We start from the raw sequence: 20,072 nt of genomic DNA, 5'->3' as shown, positions 1-20,072 counted from the left end.
TTATTGACAAGAAGCTTTTTAAAGTCTTCTCTTTTCTCCTGAAGCTTGTCAATTGGAATGTCATAGATCGTCATGCACATTCTGCAACCAATATCAACACCGACTCCGTATGGAATCACTGCATTATTGGTCGCCAATACGCCGCCAATAGGAAGTCCATATCCTTGATGGGCGTCTGGCATTAGAGCACCCGCAACGGTTACAGGCAATTTCATCGCTGTTTCCATTTGCTGAAGTGCGCCTTGTTCAATCGCCTCCGCTCCATAGATCTGGTAAGATTTTCCGTTGACATGCAGCGCAATAGTTTCATCAGCTGGCCTCAATAACTCAGCGGCTATTGGAGCTAATATTGTATCATTAATAAAAGAAGAAGGATTGTTCAATATCTGTTTGAGCAATGAAAGCTTCTCATCAAAACTCAAGTCTGAATATTGTTTTTCTAGCAGATCAAGTGCAAGACCCAATGCTTTGCCTTCAATAAAACCGAGTTGCTTTAAATCGTTTCCAGTTAAATTCATGCTATTTCTGCTTGTTGAACCAAAGATCGGCAACCACTACGCAATCTTTTTGCACACTTTAAAAATTTTAAAGAAAAAAGTCGTCTTTCTGGCGCCTTTGAACACTTCTTAGGTACCAAAATGTCTTTCAGCTGATCAACGGTCTGGTTGTCACCGGACAACGAAATGCTGTTAATGTGTCTGGGATCTTCTCCACGTACTCCATCTCCTTCAATTAATCTAACTGGAAATCCCTTGACTGATAAAGTCAAAATTGAATATGCCAGGGTCTTACTTCATGAAATGACTACTTTATTCGACACTACAAGAGGTGTTCATATCATTTTCGCTGATACAGCAAAGTATGAATCTTTCATTGACATTCTCGACTATTACAATCAGCAAGAGGGCTTAGCCTATCGACCGCATGAAAATAATTTTTGGATATTCAATCCATTTAAGAATAAAGAGCAAAAGAAAACAATTTGATCAACCTCCTCTGCTGAGTATCAATCAAACAGATCTAGAACCTCGAATTCTTAAAAATTGTCTCTTTTAATCTAATCTAAAGAAATTTCGATATCGTCTGACGACAGTGATTTCAGGAAATCGCACGCATTAAAAACGTGACCAGCACTCGACACTCCTTTAGCCTGCGTTTTTCCTTTCATGATACGGTCAACTGCTTCGATCACAAGCACTGCAGTAACGGCATAAATATCTCGCCCTCCAGCCCGCGCAATTCTTTTTTCAATGCCTCGCGTTGCTATTACGTCTACGCGAAATTCCTGGGCTGATCTTCCGCGTGTATCAACAGCCATAGGTGGCGGCGTGTCCTTATTTCGGATATCTTCGAGTGCATTTGTGCTAAAATACGTTAAGATGTCGCTTACACGAATGTGCTTCGATATCGTGATTATTTCGGAGAACGGAAGGCAAGTCATCTTCATGGCATTCAATGGAGGTGGAAAGTTCCAGTTGATTTCCTGGTAATTGTCTTCCTTCGGTTGGAGGCGACCTTTTGAATAGATCAGTCTCGGATAATGATTTCGCTGTCCTGTGAGCCGGGTGCCGAGGGTTGGTTGCCAAAAACTCAGCCCGATGGCAATCGTAATATTATCAACATTATCCCAAGCAGCTACTGCTGCAGAGGCAAGCAGATCAGCCAAACCACCGTAAAAAGCTAAACCAGGCAGAATCATGCTATCGCCTTTCGCAGCTTTCTCGCTAAAAAATTCAAAGACATCGAGCACTGATTTCTGCTCTGCACTGAGGTCGATATAGTGGATAGAAAGGCGCAGCGCCGACTCTATCAAAGGAAACGCTGTGTCTAGAAAAGGGCCTGCACAATTGATGATAAATATCGTGTCTTTGAAAGCGTTGTCTAACGACTTCGGTGTCTCGATTTCAGCAACACGTATTTCAAGCTGTGGATACTTACTTTTCAGTGCACTTAATTTAATATGATTACGTCCAACAAGGACCGGAGTCCATCCGCGATGAAGGATTGAATCGATAACAAAACCCGCAGTATGTCCATACGCACCATAAACAGCAATTTTATGAGAAGTCATGTTAAATTTATTTTAAGCATAATCACGATCAGCAACTTTATTCGTGGCATCGGTCACAGCAATTTTTGCACTACCTTTACCTTATTCGATGCGCACAAGATTATTTGAAAGTTGATTGTATTTCAAGTAGTTACTAAAAAGTGCGTAGGCAGTTATACCGTTTCACAGTAAGTTTTATCAGAAAAAAGTGCAGCACAAGAGATTTTATTGCGCAGTGGATTTTGCCTTTCAAAGAATTGGAGGGAAATATAAAGGCCGCATTCTATGGGCATTGCGAGACGGAACGTTACGGTATGGCGAGTTAAGACGACATATTGAAGGTGTCACAACAAAAATGCTAACACAGGCTTTAAAAGAAATGGAGCGAGATCGATTAATAAGTAGAAATGTCATAGCAACCAAGCCCCTGCATGTTGAATATTCGTTAACACCATCTGGCAAGCTGCTAATTCCCTTCATCGACCTGATGCGTGTTTGGGGAGAACATGAAATCAACAACCTACATTCGCCATGAATCGAAACCGAAGATTGTCGGCTTTTTTTCATTTAGTGACAACATCAAATTATTCACTTTCAAAAAATAGTGAGTCAAAAATTTCAAATCCTATTACATAGTTCTATAACCCGCCAGTGTATTTCCCGCAATGAAGCTAATAGTGACGTGCTTGGTCAGTTTTAACAAATTGTTGATCGAATTATATCAATCGGATAAACGCACCCAGTAGGCTTGGCAACTGTTACTTATTGTGCCTGCAACTCAACCTGTCTACTAACCATCACATTTGACTCCATCCAGCGAGCGAAAACTCAAATTCTATTTGAAACACTTACCGCTAAGTGAAGCGCTAGCTGTTCGCAATCGTCTATTAATCATAGGCAATTCAATTACTTCAAACTTCGTTATTCTCTATTTAATTTTACAAAGGTACTTATATATTTTGCATGACAGTTATTTGAAAATATGAGCAACACAGAAGTAGTAGACGTATTCCTTCATTACCTGAGTTCGAAAATCAGCTTGTCTGATGCGGAACTTGATCAGATAAGAACCGTATCAATTGTTAAGAAGCTGAGGAAAAAACAATACCTTCTTCAGGAAGGAGATGTATGGAGATATCACGCGTTTGTAGCAGATGGTTTCCTGAGAACCTTTTCAGTAGACGAAAAAAGCAATGAACACATCATGAATTTTTCTCCTGAAAATTACTGGACTGGTGATCGGGCAAGTCTTAGCAGTGGTAACCCTTCCAGATTCTATATCGAAGCCCTCGAAGATTCCGCTGTCGTGTTAATCACAGACCAGAACTTTCAAGGTTTATGTAAACGTATACCCCAACTAAACGAACTTGTAAATGCTATCCTGCATAGGAGCTTTATAGTTTCGCAAGACCGCATTCACAGCAGTATTGCATTGTCTGCAGAAGAAAAGTACCACCATTTCTTGGAGAAATACCCCGGAATATCAAATAGAGTTCCACAACATATGATTGCTTCTTTTATAGGCGTAACGCCAGAAACGCTTACCCGTATCAGAAGGAATAGCACCAAAAAATAAGTCACATTGATATTTGTTTGGTTTTTTTTCGAGCATTTGTCAATGAATGAAAGCATTTGCCAGATCCATCTTTGCATCATCCAATCATAATTACAAAATAGAAAACGATGAGCAAAACAATTTTCATTACCGGAACCAGTACAGGGTTTGGTAAACTGATGACCATTACACTTTCAAAGGAAGGACATACAGTTATTGCAGGGATGCGTGAATCACGCGGTAGAAACAAAAGCATAGCCAGCGAACTGACTGCACTACCTAATGTTGACGTAGTAGAAATTGATGTAACCGATGATAACTCGGTTAAGGTAGCATTTGAATATGCATTGAACAAATACGAACATATTGATGTGCTGGTCAACAACGCTGGTTTGGCGGGCTTCGGTCTTACAGAAGCGTATTCGATAGACCAAATCAAACAATTGTTTGAGGTAAATTTTTATGGAGTCATCCGCACCTATCAGGCCGTACTTCCATCCATGCGTAAGGCAAAATCAGGACTGATCATTAATCTTACATCAGGAGCCAGCGGACACGCCCTACCGTTTATGGGGCCGTACCTGGCATCCAAGTTTAGTGTAGAGGCCGTAACAGAAGCTATTCAGGATGAGTTAAGTCAGTTTAATATAGAGAACGTTACCATCCAGCCTGGGGTGTATCCTACTGAAATGAACACAGGCAAACCAGGAGTATCAGCAGACAGGACGCAAATTGCAAAAGAGTACGACCCGATAGCCACTGAAATGTTTAATGCTATTGGCGCCGCCCTGTTTGGCAAGATGGAAGAATTTAAAATGAATCCACAAGTTATCGCTGATGGCGTGTTGAATTTGATCAATATGAAAAATGGAACCCGCCCTTTACGTTATCCATTGGATGCTATCGCTAATGGCACAGATGTAGAATTTATTAATGCCAGGGCAGAGAACAAAAAGAAATGGGTAACTGCCTATACGAGTTAAAATTTATAGGAGGTTCAAATTTAGTTGGACCTCCTCACCGTATTATACTTAGTGACACTGCTGCGACTGAGCCCATCAAGTAGAGTTAAGGCATTTGAATTGGAAAGATGCACTGAGCTTAATGTCTGGCCTCTAAAGAATTCAAGGGATGCACGACGATGAATTGCTGTAAACCATAGTTAAGCTTGAGAAGGCCGGCTCCATCAATGTGCATAAGGAAGTGTTATAACAAATAAAGCCCCCTCACCTTCCTTTGAGAATGCCTTAATTATTCCACCATGGTTCTCTACTACTTTTTTACAAATAGATAATCCAACTCCCGTTCCATCAAATTGATTTTTCTCATGCAGCCGATGAAATAACTGAAATATACTATCAGAAAATTGCTGGCTGAATCCGATGCCATTGTCTTCAACTTCCAACCGAAGGTAACGTTCTGCAGGAAACATCCGACTCAGGTCCGCTTCTGCTAATTCCTGCCTTGCTATTATAAAATTTCGAACCGCAACGCGAGGGGTTTTAGGTGCAGCACAACAAAATTTAATGGCATTTGTTATTAAGTTTTGAAACAGCTGCTCTATTTGGGAGGGAATTACCCTAACAGTTGGCAACTTATCACACTCCACCACAGCTTGTTTTTCTTTGATAACTTCACTAATTGAGTCAAGCGTATTACGGAGAAGAATATTTAGATCTTGCTTTTCAAAGACATGGGTTCCTGATAACGTTGCGAATTTCAGCAGGTCCTCAATTAGCGTGCTTACCCGTGTGCAGGCGTTAACTATTCGCTCAATTAATGTTGCCTGATGAGGGGTTTCTGATTTAAGGAGATGACAATAGGTACTGATTTTTCGTATTGGCTCTTTCAGATCGTGACTTGCAACATATGCAAAACGCTCAAGTTCAGTATTCGAAGCAGTCAGTGCGATATTAGTTTTTAAGGTTTGGTCATGCGCTTTCTGCTCCGTTAAATCTCTTAATAGCACTACAAAACCATCTCCGTTATGGAGCGGGCTTACAATAAAGCTTGCCCAGAAATGGCTCCCATCTTTCTTCTTACTCCACCCCTCTGATTCGAATTTTCCATTAGTATTGTTAAACAATTTATCAATGACTGTGTGGATATTTTTATCGCTAGTATCAAAAATTGCCATTGATTTACCAAGTATTTCCCGCTCCCCGTAACCGAAGATCATTTGTGCTGCCTTATTCCACTTTGCAATTTTTCTATTTTTGTCCAATAAAAATATTGCGTAACCAGCAACTTCGTTCATAAGAAACGTATTCAGTTCGTCTACACGCCGCTGCTGTGTTTTGTCAGTCGTAATTTTAGCATATCCAATGTGAATTTTGTTTTCATCATAAATAGGTTGAAGGATTACGTGAGCCCAAAATTTAGAGCCATCCTTTTTCACGCGCCACCACTCCTCCTCAAACTTTCCTTCATTTAAGGCCATTTTCATCCCATGCTCCGGGCGGCCTTCCCGATCTTCGGGTAAGAACAAGACTCTATAGTGCTCACCAATGACATCGTCTTCATTAAAGCCTTTTAATCTTCTTGCTCCCTCATTCCACGAAATAATGTAGCCATCTTTGTCCATCATAAAAATGGCATGTTCCTTTATCGCATCCAGCAGCAACTGATGCTCCTTCTCACCTATCCATGATTCCATGAAATTTTGCTCCAAAAAGCCGTGCCATTACAAATCTTAATGTTACTATTTGTCTATCAACTGTCGTCATTCGCATCTTGATCCAAAATTGACGTTTAATACAGAAGGGACTTATTCCATTAAAGTAACAGACTGCCTTTGCAAATAGCTTTCAAATGAATCCTGCCAGCACAATGCGTGCGGTATGCGTACAGTATGCCTGCGTAAAAGGAGCCCGTTTCTCGCAGACATATCGCACGCATAGTGCCGGCATAGCGCTGGCATCGTATATTTTGAAGCCTATTACCTTGTAATCTGGGTGAGCAGATAAAGAAGGACCTGAACCGGTCAATGTAAAAATTCTAATTCAAAAGAAATCTTTGGCAGAAATCAAAGATCGTATTAATAGACGAAAAACTCAAGTTTTTTTCGGCTCTTCAAGCACACCCTAAAAAATTTAAAATTATCATCTCTCAGAATCAACATCTTACAAAAATACTGAAAAGTTTTTAGAAGCAACTTACAGACCGCGTATGGATTGCGGTGTGAGGACTTACTTTTGTTAAAAACAATATAACTATGGGAAAAATTAAAGGACACTCCATCATTAAAGAAGTAAGCGGTAGCATCGGGAAGGATATGTACGTGCGTAGACACGGCAAAGACACCATCATTTCCAGAAAAGGAGTTGCCAGGCGTTCAACCAAAGATCAGGCTGCTAACAGGCACCAGTTTGCACAGGCGGCCCTTCATGCCCGGACAGTGTTAACGGAACCTGCACTTACAAGAGACTACAAAATCATCAGTTTGATACAAGGATTTAAATCTACTAAAAGTGCTGCCATCAGCGATTTCCTGCGTCAGCCGGAGATTGAATCTATCGACATAGAAAATTATAAAGGAAATATAGGTGATACGCTTTTAATCCACGACAAATATGTTCTAAAACTTATTGAAATTCATGTGACCATTACCGTTCTGGACGGAACACTGATTGAGCATGGTCTCGCAGTGCCCTGCGAACTTCATTGGAAGTATAGCGCTACCGTACAAAATGTATTGCTACGTGGAACGTGCATTGCCGTGACAGGTATTGATAGGTTGAGAAGAAGAACAGAGAAGGTTGTGTTTGTTGGGTGATGACACTTACAAATAGAAAAGAACGGTTCCCGTTTTTTCTTACTAAGTTCTGCGATGAGAAAACAAGTACGACTGATGTGTTTAATTTTAAAATTGCAAGCAGGGACTAGTGCCTTCTGGCTCTACTTGTACCTACTTTTTAGATCACCAGATATTATTATTCGCCTTCATCATTCGCATTTCTTTTTGCTTGCCTCCCGAATTATTGGGATGAGGCCATCGCTCACGTACCCCTTAGCGTTAGTTAGAATCAAGATTACGTCAACATTCAGGCTACTGCATTCATAGGATCTATTGCAAGGCCAGGGAATTCCCTCGCTGTCTTTCAGCTTGTTATAGTTTCTATCGTACGCGGGTAATGACGACACTGATGAAGGTGTCTGCTCCTTCCCTAACCTGTTAATAAAGCTGCAGGCTCTTTTTCAACTTCTCCTTTACTTCTTTACTCAGGCTTGCAGGCTCCAGCACCTTCACCTCCGGACCGAAACTGAGAAGTAGTTGTGTCAATTCATAATTCGGAATCAACCTCAACTTTACAATCATGCCTGATGGGCCATCGGAAATAATTTCCTGGGTAGCGTGAAGATGTTGTGTTTTAATATAATTACCTTGTGATGGTGAAAACCACAGCTTGATATCCTGAACACGATCGCTTGCCAAGGTAATACCCAGTGTGTGATTAAAGTATTTATCAACGTCAGCTCCTTTGTTAGATTTATACTCACCTTTTACAATTGAGATTTTCTCTATCCTGTCAAGGGCAAGTGTTAGTTTACCTCTACGACGTTCGCTATAGCCCAATACATACCATCGGAATTTATACTCCTTTAAAAGATAGGGATGGAATACATGTGTAGTGGGCTTGTCGTCAGAGAACTTTTTATATTCTATACTCAGCGGATGTTGTTTTACAATCGCCTGGTACAACGAATCGAAGTGTTCTATCCCTTTCACATAAGGCATCTTTTCAAAATCAACAATGGGATAAGACTGTTTTGATTTCGTTTTAAGTTGCTGCATTACCACCTTGTCAAGCTTATCAAACATACCTTGAACCTGGTCTAGAACCTCCGCTCCTCTGAAACGCTGAAGGGCATCTACCAAAAGCTCAAACGCTTGCAATTCGTCTTTTGTTAATGGTAGCTTTTCAATTGAATAATCAGGATCTGTATAATAATATCCCCTATGTTTTTTGGAATATTGAATGGGTGCAAAAAAACCGAGTCGCTTATCATAACGCATGAGTTCCAGATCTCCTTCTATAGCACGTTGGCTGATCCTGATATCATTTTTCTTTAGTGCGGATTTAAAATCCTCAATGGTAGGATAGGGTTTCTTTTTGTCAGTAAGACAGGCATTGATAACTCTGAATCTAAGGGCTTGATTAATGGGTGCGGGCATAGATCACATTTTTACCAAAATTAAGGCTTTTAGGGATTTCTGCCGAAATAAAAAAATCCTTGAATTTATTGTCGCTCAGAATCAGCGAGTTATAAAAACTTTAAAAAGATTTTAAATCTCATTAACAGACCGCGTATGGACTGCGGTGTACCAACATACCTTTGTATCATCATCCTGCAGGTGATAGAAATTTAACTAAATGTTCAACCTTAAAAATCAGATTTCAATGGGAAAAATTGTAAACAATCCTGTCACTACTGGATTTAGTGGCACTTTAGGCAAAGACTTGATCTTTCGTCAGGTAAATTCAGAAACCACGTATGCACAGCGTAACCGAAGTCCTCGGCCTGCCACGGTAAGAATGCTGGCTGTACGTGAAAAATTTACAGAAGCCACGATAGGTGCAAAAGGTGCACTTGCTGATCCTGCTACAAAAGACCATTATGAAAAGATGGCGGTGCTGCAAAAAGCCCCAAGCGCTTATTCCGCAGCGTTAAAGGATATCCTTTCAGAACCTGAGATCGGCGGCATATACACAGGTGTGTACTTTGGCGAAATTGGAAACAACATTACTATTATCCCTGAATTACTAGGCAAGGTAACTGGTATTGAGGTAGCCATATATAGCGCCGACGGCACCCTGCTGGAGTCTGGTCCTGCAACAGAGGTTAATTATGCATTCATGTATAAGGCTCAGGCTGTAAACCCTCAGGTTGCCGGATCTAAAATTGTGCTTACGGCAAAAGACAGGCTGAGAAAAACACTCGTAAGAGAATTTGTGCTCTAGATGTAGCTCCGCAGCGTGCAAGGCATGCTGTGAAGAAGAAAAATGATGTTTTACTTAAATAGAAAATTGATGAATGTAGTACAAAGGATGAAGGCTCCTACACCCAAGTTCTTCAGAGTGCTAAGAACAGTTGGTATGGCGCTGGCTGCCGCAGGTGGTGCGTTGTTAACAGCACCGGTCTCACTCCCTGCCATTGTTATCACCATTGCAGGCTATGCTACGGTAGCCGGATCAGTGATTACGGCGGTAAGCCAGACTGCTGTCGAAGACAAAAACGAGTAAGCTCGTAAACAACATATTGGTATAATAAATAAACGATGATTTACATCTTTAGGTCCTTGAGGGACTTGTAACGTCACACTGTTACGGTGTGACGTTTTATTTTCTATCAACTTCATCTTTTTCGCCTCGTATATTTCTAAGGCCAGCAATGTGATCAGCTAATTAAGATTCATTAGTTGCCGAAATCAAAGGTATATGTTTCATTTGGTTTTGTCTGGAAATCATATTCGTAGATTGCTTTCAGGGAACTTATTGAATTGAATTTAGCTGCAGCGGATACAAGAGGAGTTTTGATTTCGGGACTTTTGAAGAAAGGATTAACATTATCTCCGATGGACTTCTTCAGTCGTTTATCCGTTAGGGATGAATGAGATCTGATGCGAAAATTTCCACCCAAAGACGAAGTCACTCTTATCGACTTAATTTTTGAATCCTTCCAGGAAAGGTCAATGGTAAAGCCTCCCCGGGTTCTTAGCCCGGCAATGCTTCCTGATTTCCATGCTGCAGGCAATGCAGGTAACAGATGAACTGCTCCATCATGACTTTGCACCAACATCTCTGCAATTCCTGAAGTGACTCCGAAGTTTCCATCGATCTGAAAAGGAGGATGTGCATCCAGCAGATTAGGATAAGTGCCGCCTGCGTTGTTTGTATTCTCCAGTGCTGGCGTTAGCTGATCGCGGATAAGCTTGTAGGCTCTGTCACCATCCAGAAGCCTTGCCCACAGATTCACCTTCCAACCCATGGACCAACCCGTAGATTGATCTCCGCGATATTCCAGCGAGTTTCTGGCAGCCTGAAATAGAATATAGTTACGATAAGGAGAAATCTGGTTGCTGGGGTATAGACCGTACAAATGAGAGACATGGCGATGTTTGTCGTTCGGATCATCCCAATCTTTCAACCACTCCTGCAGCTGGCTGTGTTTCCCAATCTGCATGGGAGGAAGGCGATTACAATCTATTTTTACTGAATCACGTAATTCAAAATCGCGATTCAATAAGGAAGAAGCTTCAATGAAATTTGAAAATACATCAAAGACCAGTTGATTGTCCATTGTTGTTCCTGCAGCGATAGAAATATCTGGTCGATGGTGGTTCTCAGGCGACATCGAAGGTACAACCATTAACCATTTATTAGTTGGTTCTTCCACCAGAATATCATGATAAAACAGTGCTGCACCTTTGAGAATAGAATAATGCGTCTCTAGAAAGCGAAGATCACCGGAATACAGGTAGTGTTGCCAAATGTGTTGTGAAAGCCATGCTCCCCCCATGGGCCATAGTCCATAAAAAGCTCCATCTACAGGACCGGTGATCCGCCATAAATCAGTGTTGTGATGAAGGTTCCATCCTCTTGCTTTATAAAGTTTGGAAGCACTTTCCTTCCCTGTTATTTCCAGTTCATGCAACATGTTAAAAAGTGATTGATGCATCTCCGGCAAATTGGTGACCTCCGCAGGCCAGTAGTTCATTTCCGTATTAATGTTTACAGTGTATTTACTGTCCCATGGCGGTGCAATCTTATCATTCCACTTTCCCTGAAGGTTTGCTGGTTGTGTTCCCGGTTGTGAAGAAGAAATCAGGAGATATCTTCCAAATTGAAAAATGAGTGTAACAAAATGTGGATCATTTCCAGCATGGAATTCTGAGAGGCGGACATCAGTGGGCTTGTTTGCTGCCGCCGTGGTGCCAAGATCTAACGAAACACGGTTAAAGAATTTACGATAGTATTCAATATGCGAATCCTTTAGCACTTTATAAGGCTTTTGTTTTGCGTCATTGAGATATTTTGTAGCCTTTTCCAACGGATTTTCGCTCAGATCATTATAGCTTTTGAAATTCGTGCCGATAGAAATAAAAACCGTAATGGCTGTTGCCCGATTGATATGAAGGGCAGTGTCAGAAGAAGTTAATGTTCCCCCTTCAAGCACTGGCTGCACTTGTGTCACGAACTTAACTTTTCCTTTTTTATTGTCTTTACTTCCGGATGTTCCCGACAAGCCAATCGTTTTGTTTCCCACTTCAATGCTTACTTCCCTGTGCGGACATTCTACAGATATAGAGCAGGTGATACTTTGCTTTTTGCTGGCCGTTAATCGCACAACAACAACCTGATCCGTGAACGAAGTAAAGACTTCACGTGTATAGGTTACGCCATTTGCAGTATACGTAGTGGATTGAATTGCTTTACTAATATCTAATTCACGATGGTAATCAGTAACATGCTGATGTGTTGGAAAGTCAATCAATACATTTCCAACAGGCTGATACGGCATGCCATAATTATTGTCTTTTGCAGGACTACGAGGAATCTTTTGCATGGCGAGCTTATGTGCCTGCTCATATTCATCCGCAAAAATCAAGCGTTGTATTTCAGGCAAAGACTCAGCAAAGCCTGTTGAAGGTATGTTGTTACCAGGTTCACCTGCCCATACTGTCTCTTCATTCAGCTGCAGTGTTTCCGTTTGAGGATTGCTGAAGACCATGGCAGCCAATCTTCCGTTTCCAATAGGAAGGGCTTCATTCCATGTTTTTGCAGGTTGTTGATACCAAAGTTTTAAATGATTCTGCCCATAGCCAGCATGGTGCCATACGATGAATGTAAGCAGGAGAGAAAACAATCGAACAACAATTTTCATAACGTAATTTAGGCTGTTTGTCTTTGAAAAGCACCTATACAAAGTCAGATGTAAAAATCAAAGAGTTTAAATTACGAGCAGCGTCGCACAGTTTCCAATTTATTTTTTAGACTCTTACCAATTTCTTTCCTTCAGGAATGATTTATGACATTCTCTATCATCCTATTGTAACCCGATGTTTGCACAGATCTATCTTTAGTCATTGACTTAGAAGAGCAATTATACGCTGCCGCCATGAAAAATTCGGGTAGAATTAACAGCTAACTCTACCCGACTTTTCACCTAACTCTATCAAATTAGAATACCTATGAAATGAGATCTTGATTTTGCTAAATGCTTATAAGACATATTCTTTATTATTGACAATCTCGGGTTGCAGGTGCGTACTTATCGCAATTCTATTCCACGTGTTGATCGTTGCTATGGCCATAATCACTTGGGCAATATAATTTTTGCCAAACATACGTTCTGCCCTTTTATACGTTTCATCTGATAATCCACGGTTGTGAATTAATGTGATTTCTTCTGTCATCGCCAGAATGACTTTTTCCTCCTCGGAGAATAGATCAGTTTCACGCCATGCGTTTAGCAAAAAAATGCGCTGATTAGATTCGCCATTTTTCAGCGCATCTTTTGTGTGAAGATCAATACAAAAAGCACATCCATTGATTTGGGAAGCACGGATCTTAATTAAATCTTTATGGATTTTAGTTATTTGTGTTTTGCTTAAATAACCTTCCAGGGCGTACATCGCTTTGTATGCAAGCGGCTCTGTTTCTGAAACATTTACTCTTTTTTCCATTTGCGTAAAAATTTGTTGTTTACGGGAGTAAAGGTCCAAAAACGCTAAATGAAAAATACTTAAACTGGTTTAAGAACGTCTTTTCGCCCTAATCTCGCTTAAATATTCAGGGGTGAATCCCAGGTAAGAGGCAATTAGATATTGAGGGATTCGCTGTACAAATTCCGGATAGTGGTCATTAAGGTGGTGATAGAATTCTTCTTTCGACAGATCATACAAATATTTCATACGCATTTGGGAAGCGGCATAAGCTCTCTGGTAGATAAATCTGAAATACCGCTCCATGACGGGAAATTCTGATAATAATGTAGCCTCGGTAGAATTTTCTATACTTAATACTTCAGCGTTTTCTACTGCCTGGATATAAAACTCAGAAGGCAATTTGTGTTCATAAGCAACGAGATCCGTAATCCACCAGTTTTCTATGGCGAATTCTGTAGTTTGTTCGACTCCTTTCGTGTTCACAAAAAATTTTCTAAGACAACCCTTCAATACAAAGTAATTCGTTGTACAAATATGTCCTTCCACCAACAGATTTTCTTTCTTCTTCACTTTTTGAACTTGAAAGAATGTCAGAATTTTTGAAAACTCCTTGTCGTTCACCTCAGCGAACTTCGCTATGTGCCTCTTAAAAATATCAGACATAATTTTTATACAATCTACAAATGCTTTGAAGTAACAGCCAGTGAATAACGCAGCTACTTCATTCGAATTTTACTTAGTTACTCTAACATACAACTAACTAACAACCCGAACATGATCACAGAAAGCCTTAATCAACTTCCTGAAACCAAATACCGTATCATTAATAAATGACGATGGGTTATTCAGGATTTGCTTGAGCAAAGAAAGCTTTTCTTCAAAGTTCAAGTCTGCATATTGCTTTTCTACCAAATCAAGCGCCAGACCAAGGCTTTACCTTCTATAAATTCAATTTGCGTTAAGTCATTTCCCGTTAGATTCATACTTGTTCCTGCTAGTTAATCAAAGATCGGCATTCATTACAACATTTCTGCGCAAGTCATTTCTTTCATAGAAAAGCCATAATCAAAAACAAAACAGGGGACTCCTGCCCCCTATTTTACAAGTTAAAATTTTGAGATCATCTACTTTGATGAAGTTGTTTCATTCGGATGTATTCCCCTGGTACCTTCCGCTCCATTGGTTCCTCTCGTACCCCTTGAACTACTTGCCTGTGTCTCGTCTGTGGCCCAATCGAGTAAGGCCGACGTACCTGCATAACTGCCCACTCCCGTTCCTGTAAGTATAGTTGTAACGATACCTCTGAATGCTAATTCTCTCCCTAACCTTCCTCCCATCCATGTGTTCAGTGCTCCGGGAATCTCAAGTAAATTAAATCCAGCATTGCGTAATCCTTGCGGCACCCAACGTGATTGATTCTGAAACCACAAGTGATGTAATGCATTACCATTAGCACCTCTCGTTACGCGCCAGTATTGACTACTAACATTTTCAAAAGATCGCGGATCCCAAAAAATCCTTCGCCAGGTATATTGAATGCGAGGGTTTCGCAACATCCTCCATGTATTACCAAACGCTCTCCAGTTGCCGCCCATTGTTCGCGTGAACATTTCCCTCGCGCCGTTGACAACAGGTCCACCAGCTTGCCGCAGAGCGGAACCCAATACTGGTATACCACCTCCGATTACAAAATCTGTCGCAATTGTTTCTGTACTCACAGGATTAATATACTCCGGAAACAGATTATTAAAACCAAACCTCCCAATAGCTCCGCCCGTAGCGCTGGCTGTTCCGTATAGAACAAAAGTTTGTCCTGCCGTAAGTGACGCGGCACCTGTGCCACTCGCAAAGATTCCTGCCCCACCAGCTGCTAAAATCGCTTCACTTGCTACAATTGCAACACCTCCAATGATAGCACCTCCAAAAACATTTCCGAGCACACGCGCACTACCCTGCCATCCTTCATAACGTTCGGGATGATGATACGCATCATAGACACTGTATCCCGCGCCAACAAGGGCACCTCCAATTACAAATGCTGCGACAATAAACGGTATAACTTCACCATTCGGGTCAATGTTGTTAATGGGGTCTTGCCCCGAATAGACATACAGCGATGGCGAATCAATGTAACCCTTAGGATCAGGTGAAAGAAATATTCCGTTAACCGGATTCATCAAACGCTTCTTCGATAAGTACAGCCCTGATACGTACAAATACCGCTGACCCCCAAAAATAGGTTCAACATCCCATGACGATAGCGGAATTGCAGTTCCCGCAGGGCTATAGATAGTAGGCGCGCCGAATGATTTATAACGATAGGTTTCGATGACATTACCGTTGTTATCAGCCAACGCCACAAGGTTGAAACGATTATCGAACAACGTATAATGTGTACCTGATGTAGTGTGGTATGCTATCGGAATTCCGGTAAAGGGATGAATCGTAATTTGCCTTACCGCAATACCGTTTTCATTTTCCTGTTCGACAAATCCTCCAAGGTAATGAAAGGACCGATCAGGTTTTCCGGACTGCCGGATAACGGAAGGACGACCAAAGGCATCATAGATTATTTCCGTGATAGCACTTGCTCCCGATTTAATTACAACAATGCGACCAAGGGCATCCGTTTCGAAATCCAGAACTGAGTCACTTTTCAAGACACTATCGGTATGCCAGGTATAGCCATGTGCACCATCATTTGATATTTTGTGACCTGCCACGTAACTATAATTTTTATCAGGACTACCTGTTTCGGAATATTTGGTTCTTGCATCGGCCGAGTTATACAAAAAGCGCTCGATGTGTGTCGCAGCAGCGGCAGCAGTACGCACATCATAGATGCTATTATCATGCTCCGCCTGGGTTTTGGCCACCATAACGGCAACGGGAAAAGCATCTCTTGCCTCTGTAAGTCTGTAGCAAGCATCATATTCAAAATAACTAGGCTTAGGATTTTGGCCGAGTATTGCCTCTACCTGAAGGCGATTAGCACTATTGTATCGGTATAGAATCTGTTCATCTGTACCTGTTAAGCTTCGCGCATGGATACCGATTACACGCTTCCGTTCATCATAAGTATTCTCAATGGTTAAGCCGCCGGCATACGTTGCTCTCCCAAATGCATTAGGACCGCTCGTTACAAAACTTATCATCGAGCCTGTTCCAGAACCTAAAGTTCCGCTAACTGTTTCTTCAACTGCACTAAGAACCCCATTCAGATCATGTTTCAACCTTTCTTTACGTCCATCGGGCCAAACTTTTTCAACTACTCCGGTATCGTCGTGATACCTGCAAGTCATTGTAACACCCAGCGCATCTTCCAGACTCAGCCGACCCTGGCTATCGTACTCACGCGACACTGCACGTGTTCCCACAATTGCAGTAACCACCCTGTCGCAACCGTCGTATGTGAACTGATGTGTTTCTGTTTTCTTAATAGGCGTAGGGAAATATGTGTTTTCAATTCGTGTAATCCTGTTCGCCGTATCGTAGGCATATTCAAACTCAACGCCACTTGCAAGCGTTTCCTTTATGATCTGACCAAAGGCATTAAATGTCTTGGTACTTGAAAAACCGTTTGCATAAGTCACTTTAAAATTGCGACCGACGGAATCAAAAGCGTAAGTAGATATTTCGCCTGCAGGGTCAGTATATGAAGAAACCTGCATCATTTCGTTGTACCTCCATTCATGTTGAATATTGAGGCCACCTGTATCGTAAACTTCACGCACTTTCTTCCCGAAAGAATTATAAACCATTTCCTTTACAACCCCTAGATAATCTGTTTGCCTTACCAACAGGTTTCGATCATCATATTCACTCAACACCGTTGCACCATCAGGCTCTATCATCTCTGTTCTCCGATTACGTTCATCGTAGGCATATTTCTTAACAACCTGCGAAATAGAACCATCAGGCTCATGATGATAACTTTGGATTTGAATAAGGTTACCATTATGATCATACGTATTGTACTCTTCATTTCCCATAGGATCGGTTACACGAATTACCCGACCAACTCCGTCATATTCTTTTATTGTAACACCACCTCTATTGTTAATGATCTTTACAATGCGGTCCATAACATCATAAAAAAAGGTGGTTGTCACGTTGCTTGACAGAGCAGGATTATTTGTAAAAGACCTTATTGTTTCAGCAATCTTTCTCTTCTTCTCGTCATAGGCAAAGGATTTGAATGACAATTGCCGAATAGTTCCGGTACCATCATCACCTACCGTTTCCTCTGATTCAAGCAAGTCTTCTGCGAGCCACTTGTTCCTTATCTCAGTTCCGTTTGGCAATATCACTTTACTGATCCGGGAAAATCCATCATACTCATACCTCGTGGTGAGCCCAAATGCATTTGTATCCTGAATTATTTTTCCTGCGCGATCATAAACTTTTTTCGATATTATCTTTTTCCCATCCGTCCCTACCACTTCTTCTATTAAGGGAAGCCCTCGTTCATCAAATCTTTTTAAAATCCTGCTACCATTTGGATTAATCGCTTCAACAGGGAAGCCACGAAAGTCATTATTAATCCTGACCATCACACGCTCTGATGTATTGCTACTCAGAATGTGTTTCGTGGAATATCCTAAAACGTCGCATTCTATACTATCTGTAATATGCGTGCCTGCAAGCACAGGATCTGTAAATGCACCTTTCGGTTTTTCCGAAAGAATAAGTTTTTTATCTGCATTATAATGGTAAATAAAGTCTGCAGGGGAGCCGTTAACATCAGGAAGAATTTCTTTCTCCACCAGCCCAAGTGCGTTATACACCTTGATTGATGAATGACCATTACCATCAATGAGCACGTTATCAAAACCTACACTGTCATATCCTATTATGTTTTGAATATTCAGAATTCCTTCGTCAAATATCCGCTTAACAAGACGGCTCTTTTCGTTGCCCGTGGTACCGTACTCAAATGCCATCCTCGTTCCATTGGGCTGAATTGAAGCCGTAACCTGACCTTTTGGATTATAGGTGAACGTATTTTTAGCTTGTTGAATAGTACCATCAGGTAATGTAGCATCCGGCTGAACAATCTCTATCAACTTACCGGTATTGTTAAGGGCAGCAGGGGTAACATCAAAATCATAACGATAAATTGTAGTAGCCCCCATTTCATTTGTCTCCTCTTTTAAGAGCTGATATGCAGGCTCATACTTGCCGCGCCAGATTATCCGACTTGGGGAGGGGAAACCCGCAGCGGATGTAACTTCTTTCTGAAGTATTTTGTTACGCATACGAGGATCAGCATTTGAAAAATCAAAGGTATTGATCTCTTCACTGCCATCAGGACGTGTAGTCTTATGCAGGTTACCCTGCTCATCAAATTCGTACAACCATGCTACTACCCGAAAAGACATATCCTTATTGAGCCGGTATCTTCTATCCAGTAAATCGCCGCGATAATTGAAGGTATAGGTCTCAAGGCCGTAGTCTGGATTCATCACCTCTATTTGAACCGATGGTATATTGATAAACAATGGATCAGGCGCAACATACTGCAATTGTGTATAACGAAACTGAAACAGATAGCCACCGTATAATTGTTCGGTGATACGGGAATAACTAAATGTAGCTGGATCCTGCTCGTATACGTTCTCGAGGTATACATTGCCCTTTGCATCTTCAACCCTTACAATATTATGGCGAAGTTCAGGTAATGCCCAGGGATGTTCGTAATGATAATAACGGGTAATACCATCCGGATGATCAGTAATTGCGGGAGATCTTACGGCTGTCAGCTGCATGGTTTGTTCGTCATGCTCATATAAAAACTTCCTGCCCGACTGATCGGATACTGCAACGCACAATCCACATAAATCATATTCGAATGTAAAAAAATGATCATCATCATCTCTCACCTCCACCAGCTTGTCTTCAGCACCATAAGAAAACGTCAACTGGTTTCCATGTCGGTCTCTGATCCAATATATTGGAATTCGTTCGCCATCAACCCATCCTGAAGGTCTTTCGAAACGCATTACCATTCCACCATCTCCTAACAGTTCATAGACCTGCGACAAAGATGATACACGTTGTAGTTTTTCAAATACGCCACGTGGCGGATCATAGTCGGCACCGTTGTACTGAAATTGTTCTTCATGAAGATTTCTCCATAGTGCAATATCGCCGGTGTTGAGTTCGCGAATAAACAAGTTATAATTATGATCCCAGTTCCATCCAAAAGGGCCGAAAGAGGCAGCACCGCTACGGTAAAACCTTGTAAATGCAAGGGGGAGAATGGTGTTAGGTATAGTAATATCAGTTTCTTCTATGTAAAATGTACCACTGAAAATATCAACCGGATCCGCACCATTTGTTTGTTCCTGCGATTGTTCACCACCATGAGTAGGGTGAGGCTCTCCAACGGGTGGGCGTGTTGGTTCCTCTGTTGGTGCGGGATTGGGATTAGCTGGATCCCCAGCACCAGAAGAGGCGTTGCCAACAACATTACCCGATGCCGGCGGATTTGGAGCTCCTTGCTGCACTGCTGAATCGCCACCTGTTGCATTTGGATCTGTCTCCACCGGGGGCGTACCAGCATTCGGTTGAGGATCTGCAGCAGGTTGTGCGGCACATGCCTGATCAACTTCTTGCCAAAAGTTTGGTGTATTATTGGCTCTGCCTAATTGAGGATTCGTGGTACGCGAAGCATTGTAAAAACCGATCGCATCGCAAGGGTTGTCAGTAGAATAGCTACTGCCTGCACCATAGGTAGTACCGCCATAATCAAATGAATTTATACCACCTGGAACAGTTAAATTGTATCTAGACAT

Annotated in this window: 15 protein-coding genes; 7 read left to right on the top strand and 8 right to left on the bottom strand. The window is 41.5% G+C overall.

Annotated elements, in window-relative coordinates; translation table 11 throughout:
- A partial coding sequence (locus KK060_RS16615) for an RtcB family protein (protein ID WP_254154896.1) occupies nt 1-518 on the bottom strand: 518 nt, incomplete at its 3' end.
- A gap of 234 nt (nt 519-752) precedes the next feature.
- Between KK060_RS16615 and KK060_RS16610 the strand changes: the two genes are divergently transcribed.
- On the top strand, nt 753-986 hold the full coding sequence (locus KK060_RS16610) for a hypothetical protein (protein ID WP_254154895.1): 234 nt from the start codon (nt 753-755) through the stop codon (nt 984-986).
- 71 nt (nt 987-1,057) lie between these two features.
- Here KK060_RS16610 and KK060_RS16605 read toward each other — a convergent pair whose 3' ends face one another.
- A complete protein-coding gene (locus KK060_RS16605) occupies nt 1,058-2,071 on the bottom strand; it encodes a saccharopine dehydrogenase NADP-binding domain-containing protein (protein WP_254154894.1) in 1,014 nt (337 codons plus the stop codon).
- A gap of 187 nt (nt 2,072-2,258) precedes the next feature.
- On the opposite strand from KK060_RS16605, the gene KK060_RS16600 reads away from it, so the two are divergent.
- From KK060_RS16600 to KK060_RS16590, 3 genes are all read left to right on the top strand, one after another.
- Complete coding sequence (locus tag KK060_RS16600) at nt 2,259-2,585, top strand: winged helix-turn-helix transcriptional regulator (protein WP_254154893.1); 327 nt, start codon at nt 2,259-2,261, stop codon at nt 2,583-2,585.
- 447 nt (nt 2,586-3,032) lie between these two features.
- Nucleotides 3,033-3,626: a Crp/Fnr family transcriptional regulator gene (locus tag KK060_RS16595; RefSeq protein WP_254154892.1), complete on the top strand. Its 594-nt coding sequence runs from the start codon at nt 3,033-3,035 to the stop codon at nt 3,624-3,626.
- Between the two features lie 107 nt (nt 3,627-3,733).
- Nucleotides 3,734-4,588, top strand: a complete 855-nt coding sequence (locus KK060_RS16590; RefSeq protein ID WP_254154891.1) for an SDR family oxidoreductase — start codon at nt 3,734-3,736, stop codon at nt 4,586-4,588.
- 203 nt (nt 4,589-4,791) lie between these two features.
- Here the strand turns inward: KK060_RS16590 and KK060_RS16585 are convergent, their stop codons facing one another.
- Nucleotides 4,792-6,261 carry a sensor histidine kinase gene (locus tag KK060_RS16585; RefSeq protein WP_254154890.1) on the bottom strand — a complete coding sequence of 490 codons (1,470 nt, stop codon included), beginning with the start codon at nt 6,259-6,261 and terminating at the stop codon, nt 4,792-4,794.
- A gap of 558 nt (nt 6,262-6,819) precedes the next feature.
- On the opposite strand from KK060_RS16585, the gene KK060_RS16580 reads away from it, so the two are divergent.
- Nucleotides 6,820-7,380 carry a hypothetical protein gene (locus KK060_RS16580; RefSeq protein WP_254154889.1) on the top strand — a complete coding sequence of 187 codons (561 nt, stop codon included), beginning with the start codon at nt 6,820-6,822 and terminating at the stop codon, nt 7,378-7,380.
- 399 nt (nt 7,381-7,779) lie between these two features.
- Here the strand turns inward: KK060_RS16580 and KK060_RS16575 are convergent, their stop codons facing one another.
- Nucleotides 7,780-8,781: a helix-turn-helix transcriptional regulator gene (locus KK060_RS16575; protein ID WP_254154888.1), complete on the bottom strand. Its 1,002-nt coding sequence runs from the start codon at nt 8,779-8,781 to the stop codon at nt 7,780-7,782.
- Nucleotides 8,782-9,007: 226 nt separating this feature from the next.
- Between KK060_RS16575 and KK060_RS16570 the strand changes: the two genes are divergently transcribed.
- The gene (locus KK060_RS16570) at nt 9,008-9,568 is read left to right on the top strand and encodes a hypothetical protein (protein WP_254154887.1); all 561 of its coding nucleotides are present in this window, start codon (nt 9,008-9,010) and stop codon (nt 9,566-9,568) included.
- Nucleotides 9,569-9,637: 69 nt separating this feature from the next.
- Nucleotides 9,638-9,850: a hypothetical protein gene (locus tag KK060_RS16565; RefSeq protein WP_254154886.1), complete on the top strand. Its 213-nt coding sequence runs from the start codon at nt 9,638-9,640 to the stop codon at nt 9,848-9,850.
- 172 nt (nt 9,851-10,022) lie between these two features.
- Here the strand turns inward: KK060_RS16565 and KK060_RS16560 are convergent, their stop codons facing one another.
- From KK060_RS16560 to KK060_RS16545, 4 genes are all read right to left on the bottom strand, one after another.
- Nucleotides 10,023-12,491 carry a glycoside hydrolase family 95 protein gene (locus KK060_RS16560; RefSeq protein ID WP_254154885.1) on the bottom strand — a complete coding sequence of 823 codons (2,469 nt, stop codon included), beginning with the start codon at nt 12,489-12,491 and terminating at the stop codon, nt 10,023-10,025.
- A gap of 337 nt (nt 12,492-12,828) precedes the next feature.
- Nucleotides 12,829-13,293 carry a carboxymuconolactone decarboxylase family protein gene (locus tag KK060_RS16555; protein ID WP_254154884.1) on the bottom strand — a complete coding sequence of 155 codons (465 nt, stop codon included), beginning with the start codon at nt 13,291-13,293 and terminating at the stop codon, nt 12,829-12,831.
- A 69-nt stretch (nt 13,294-13,362) separates the two neighbouring features.
- On the bottom strand, nt 13,363-13,938 hold the full coding sequence (locus tag KK060_RS16550; RefSeq protein ID WP_254154883.1) for a Crp/Fnr family transcriptional regulator: 576 nt from the start codon (nt 13,936-13,938) through the stop codon (nt 13,363-13,365).
- A gap of 461 nt (nt 13,939-14,399) precedes the next feature.
- Nucleotides 14,400-20,072 carry a DUF6531 domain-containing protein gene (locus KK060_RS16545; RefSeq protein WP_254154882.1) on the bottom strand — a complete coding sequence of 1,891 codons (5,673 nt, stop codon included), beginning with the start codon at nt 20,070-20,072 and terminating at the stop codon, nt 14,400-14,402.

This window comes from Chryseosolibacter indicum (assembly GCF_018598585.1).
Taxonomy (GTDB): domain Bacteria; phylum Bacteroidota; class Bacteroidia; order Cytophagales; family Cyclobacteriaceae; genus Chryseosolibacter; species Chryseosolibacter indicus.
Note: the sequence above shows the minus strand (reverse complement) of the source record. Positions and strands in the feature narration are given on the sequence as shown.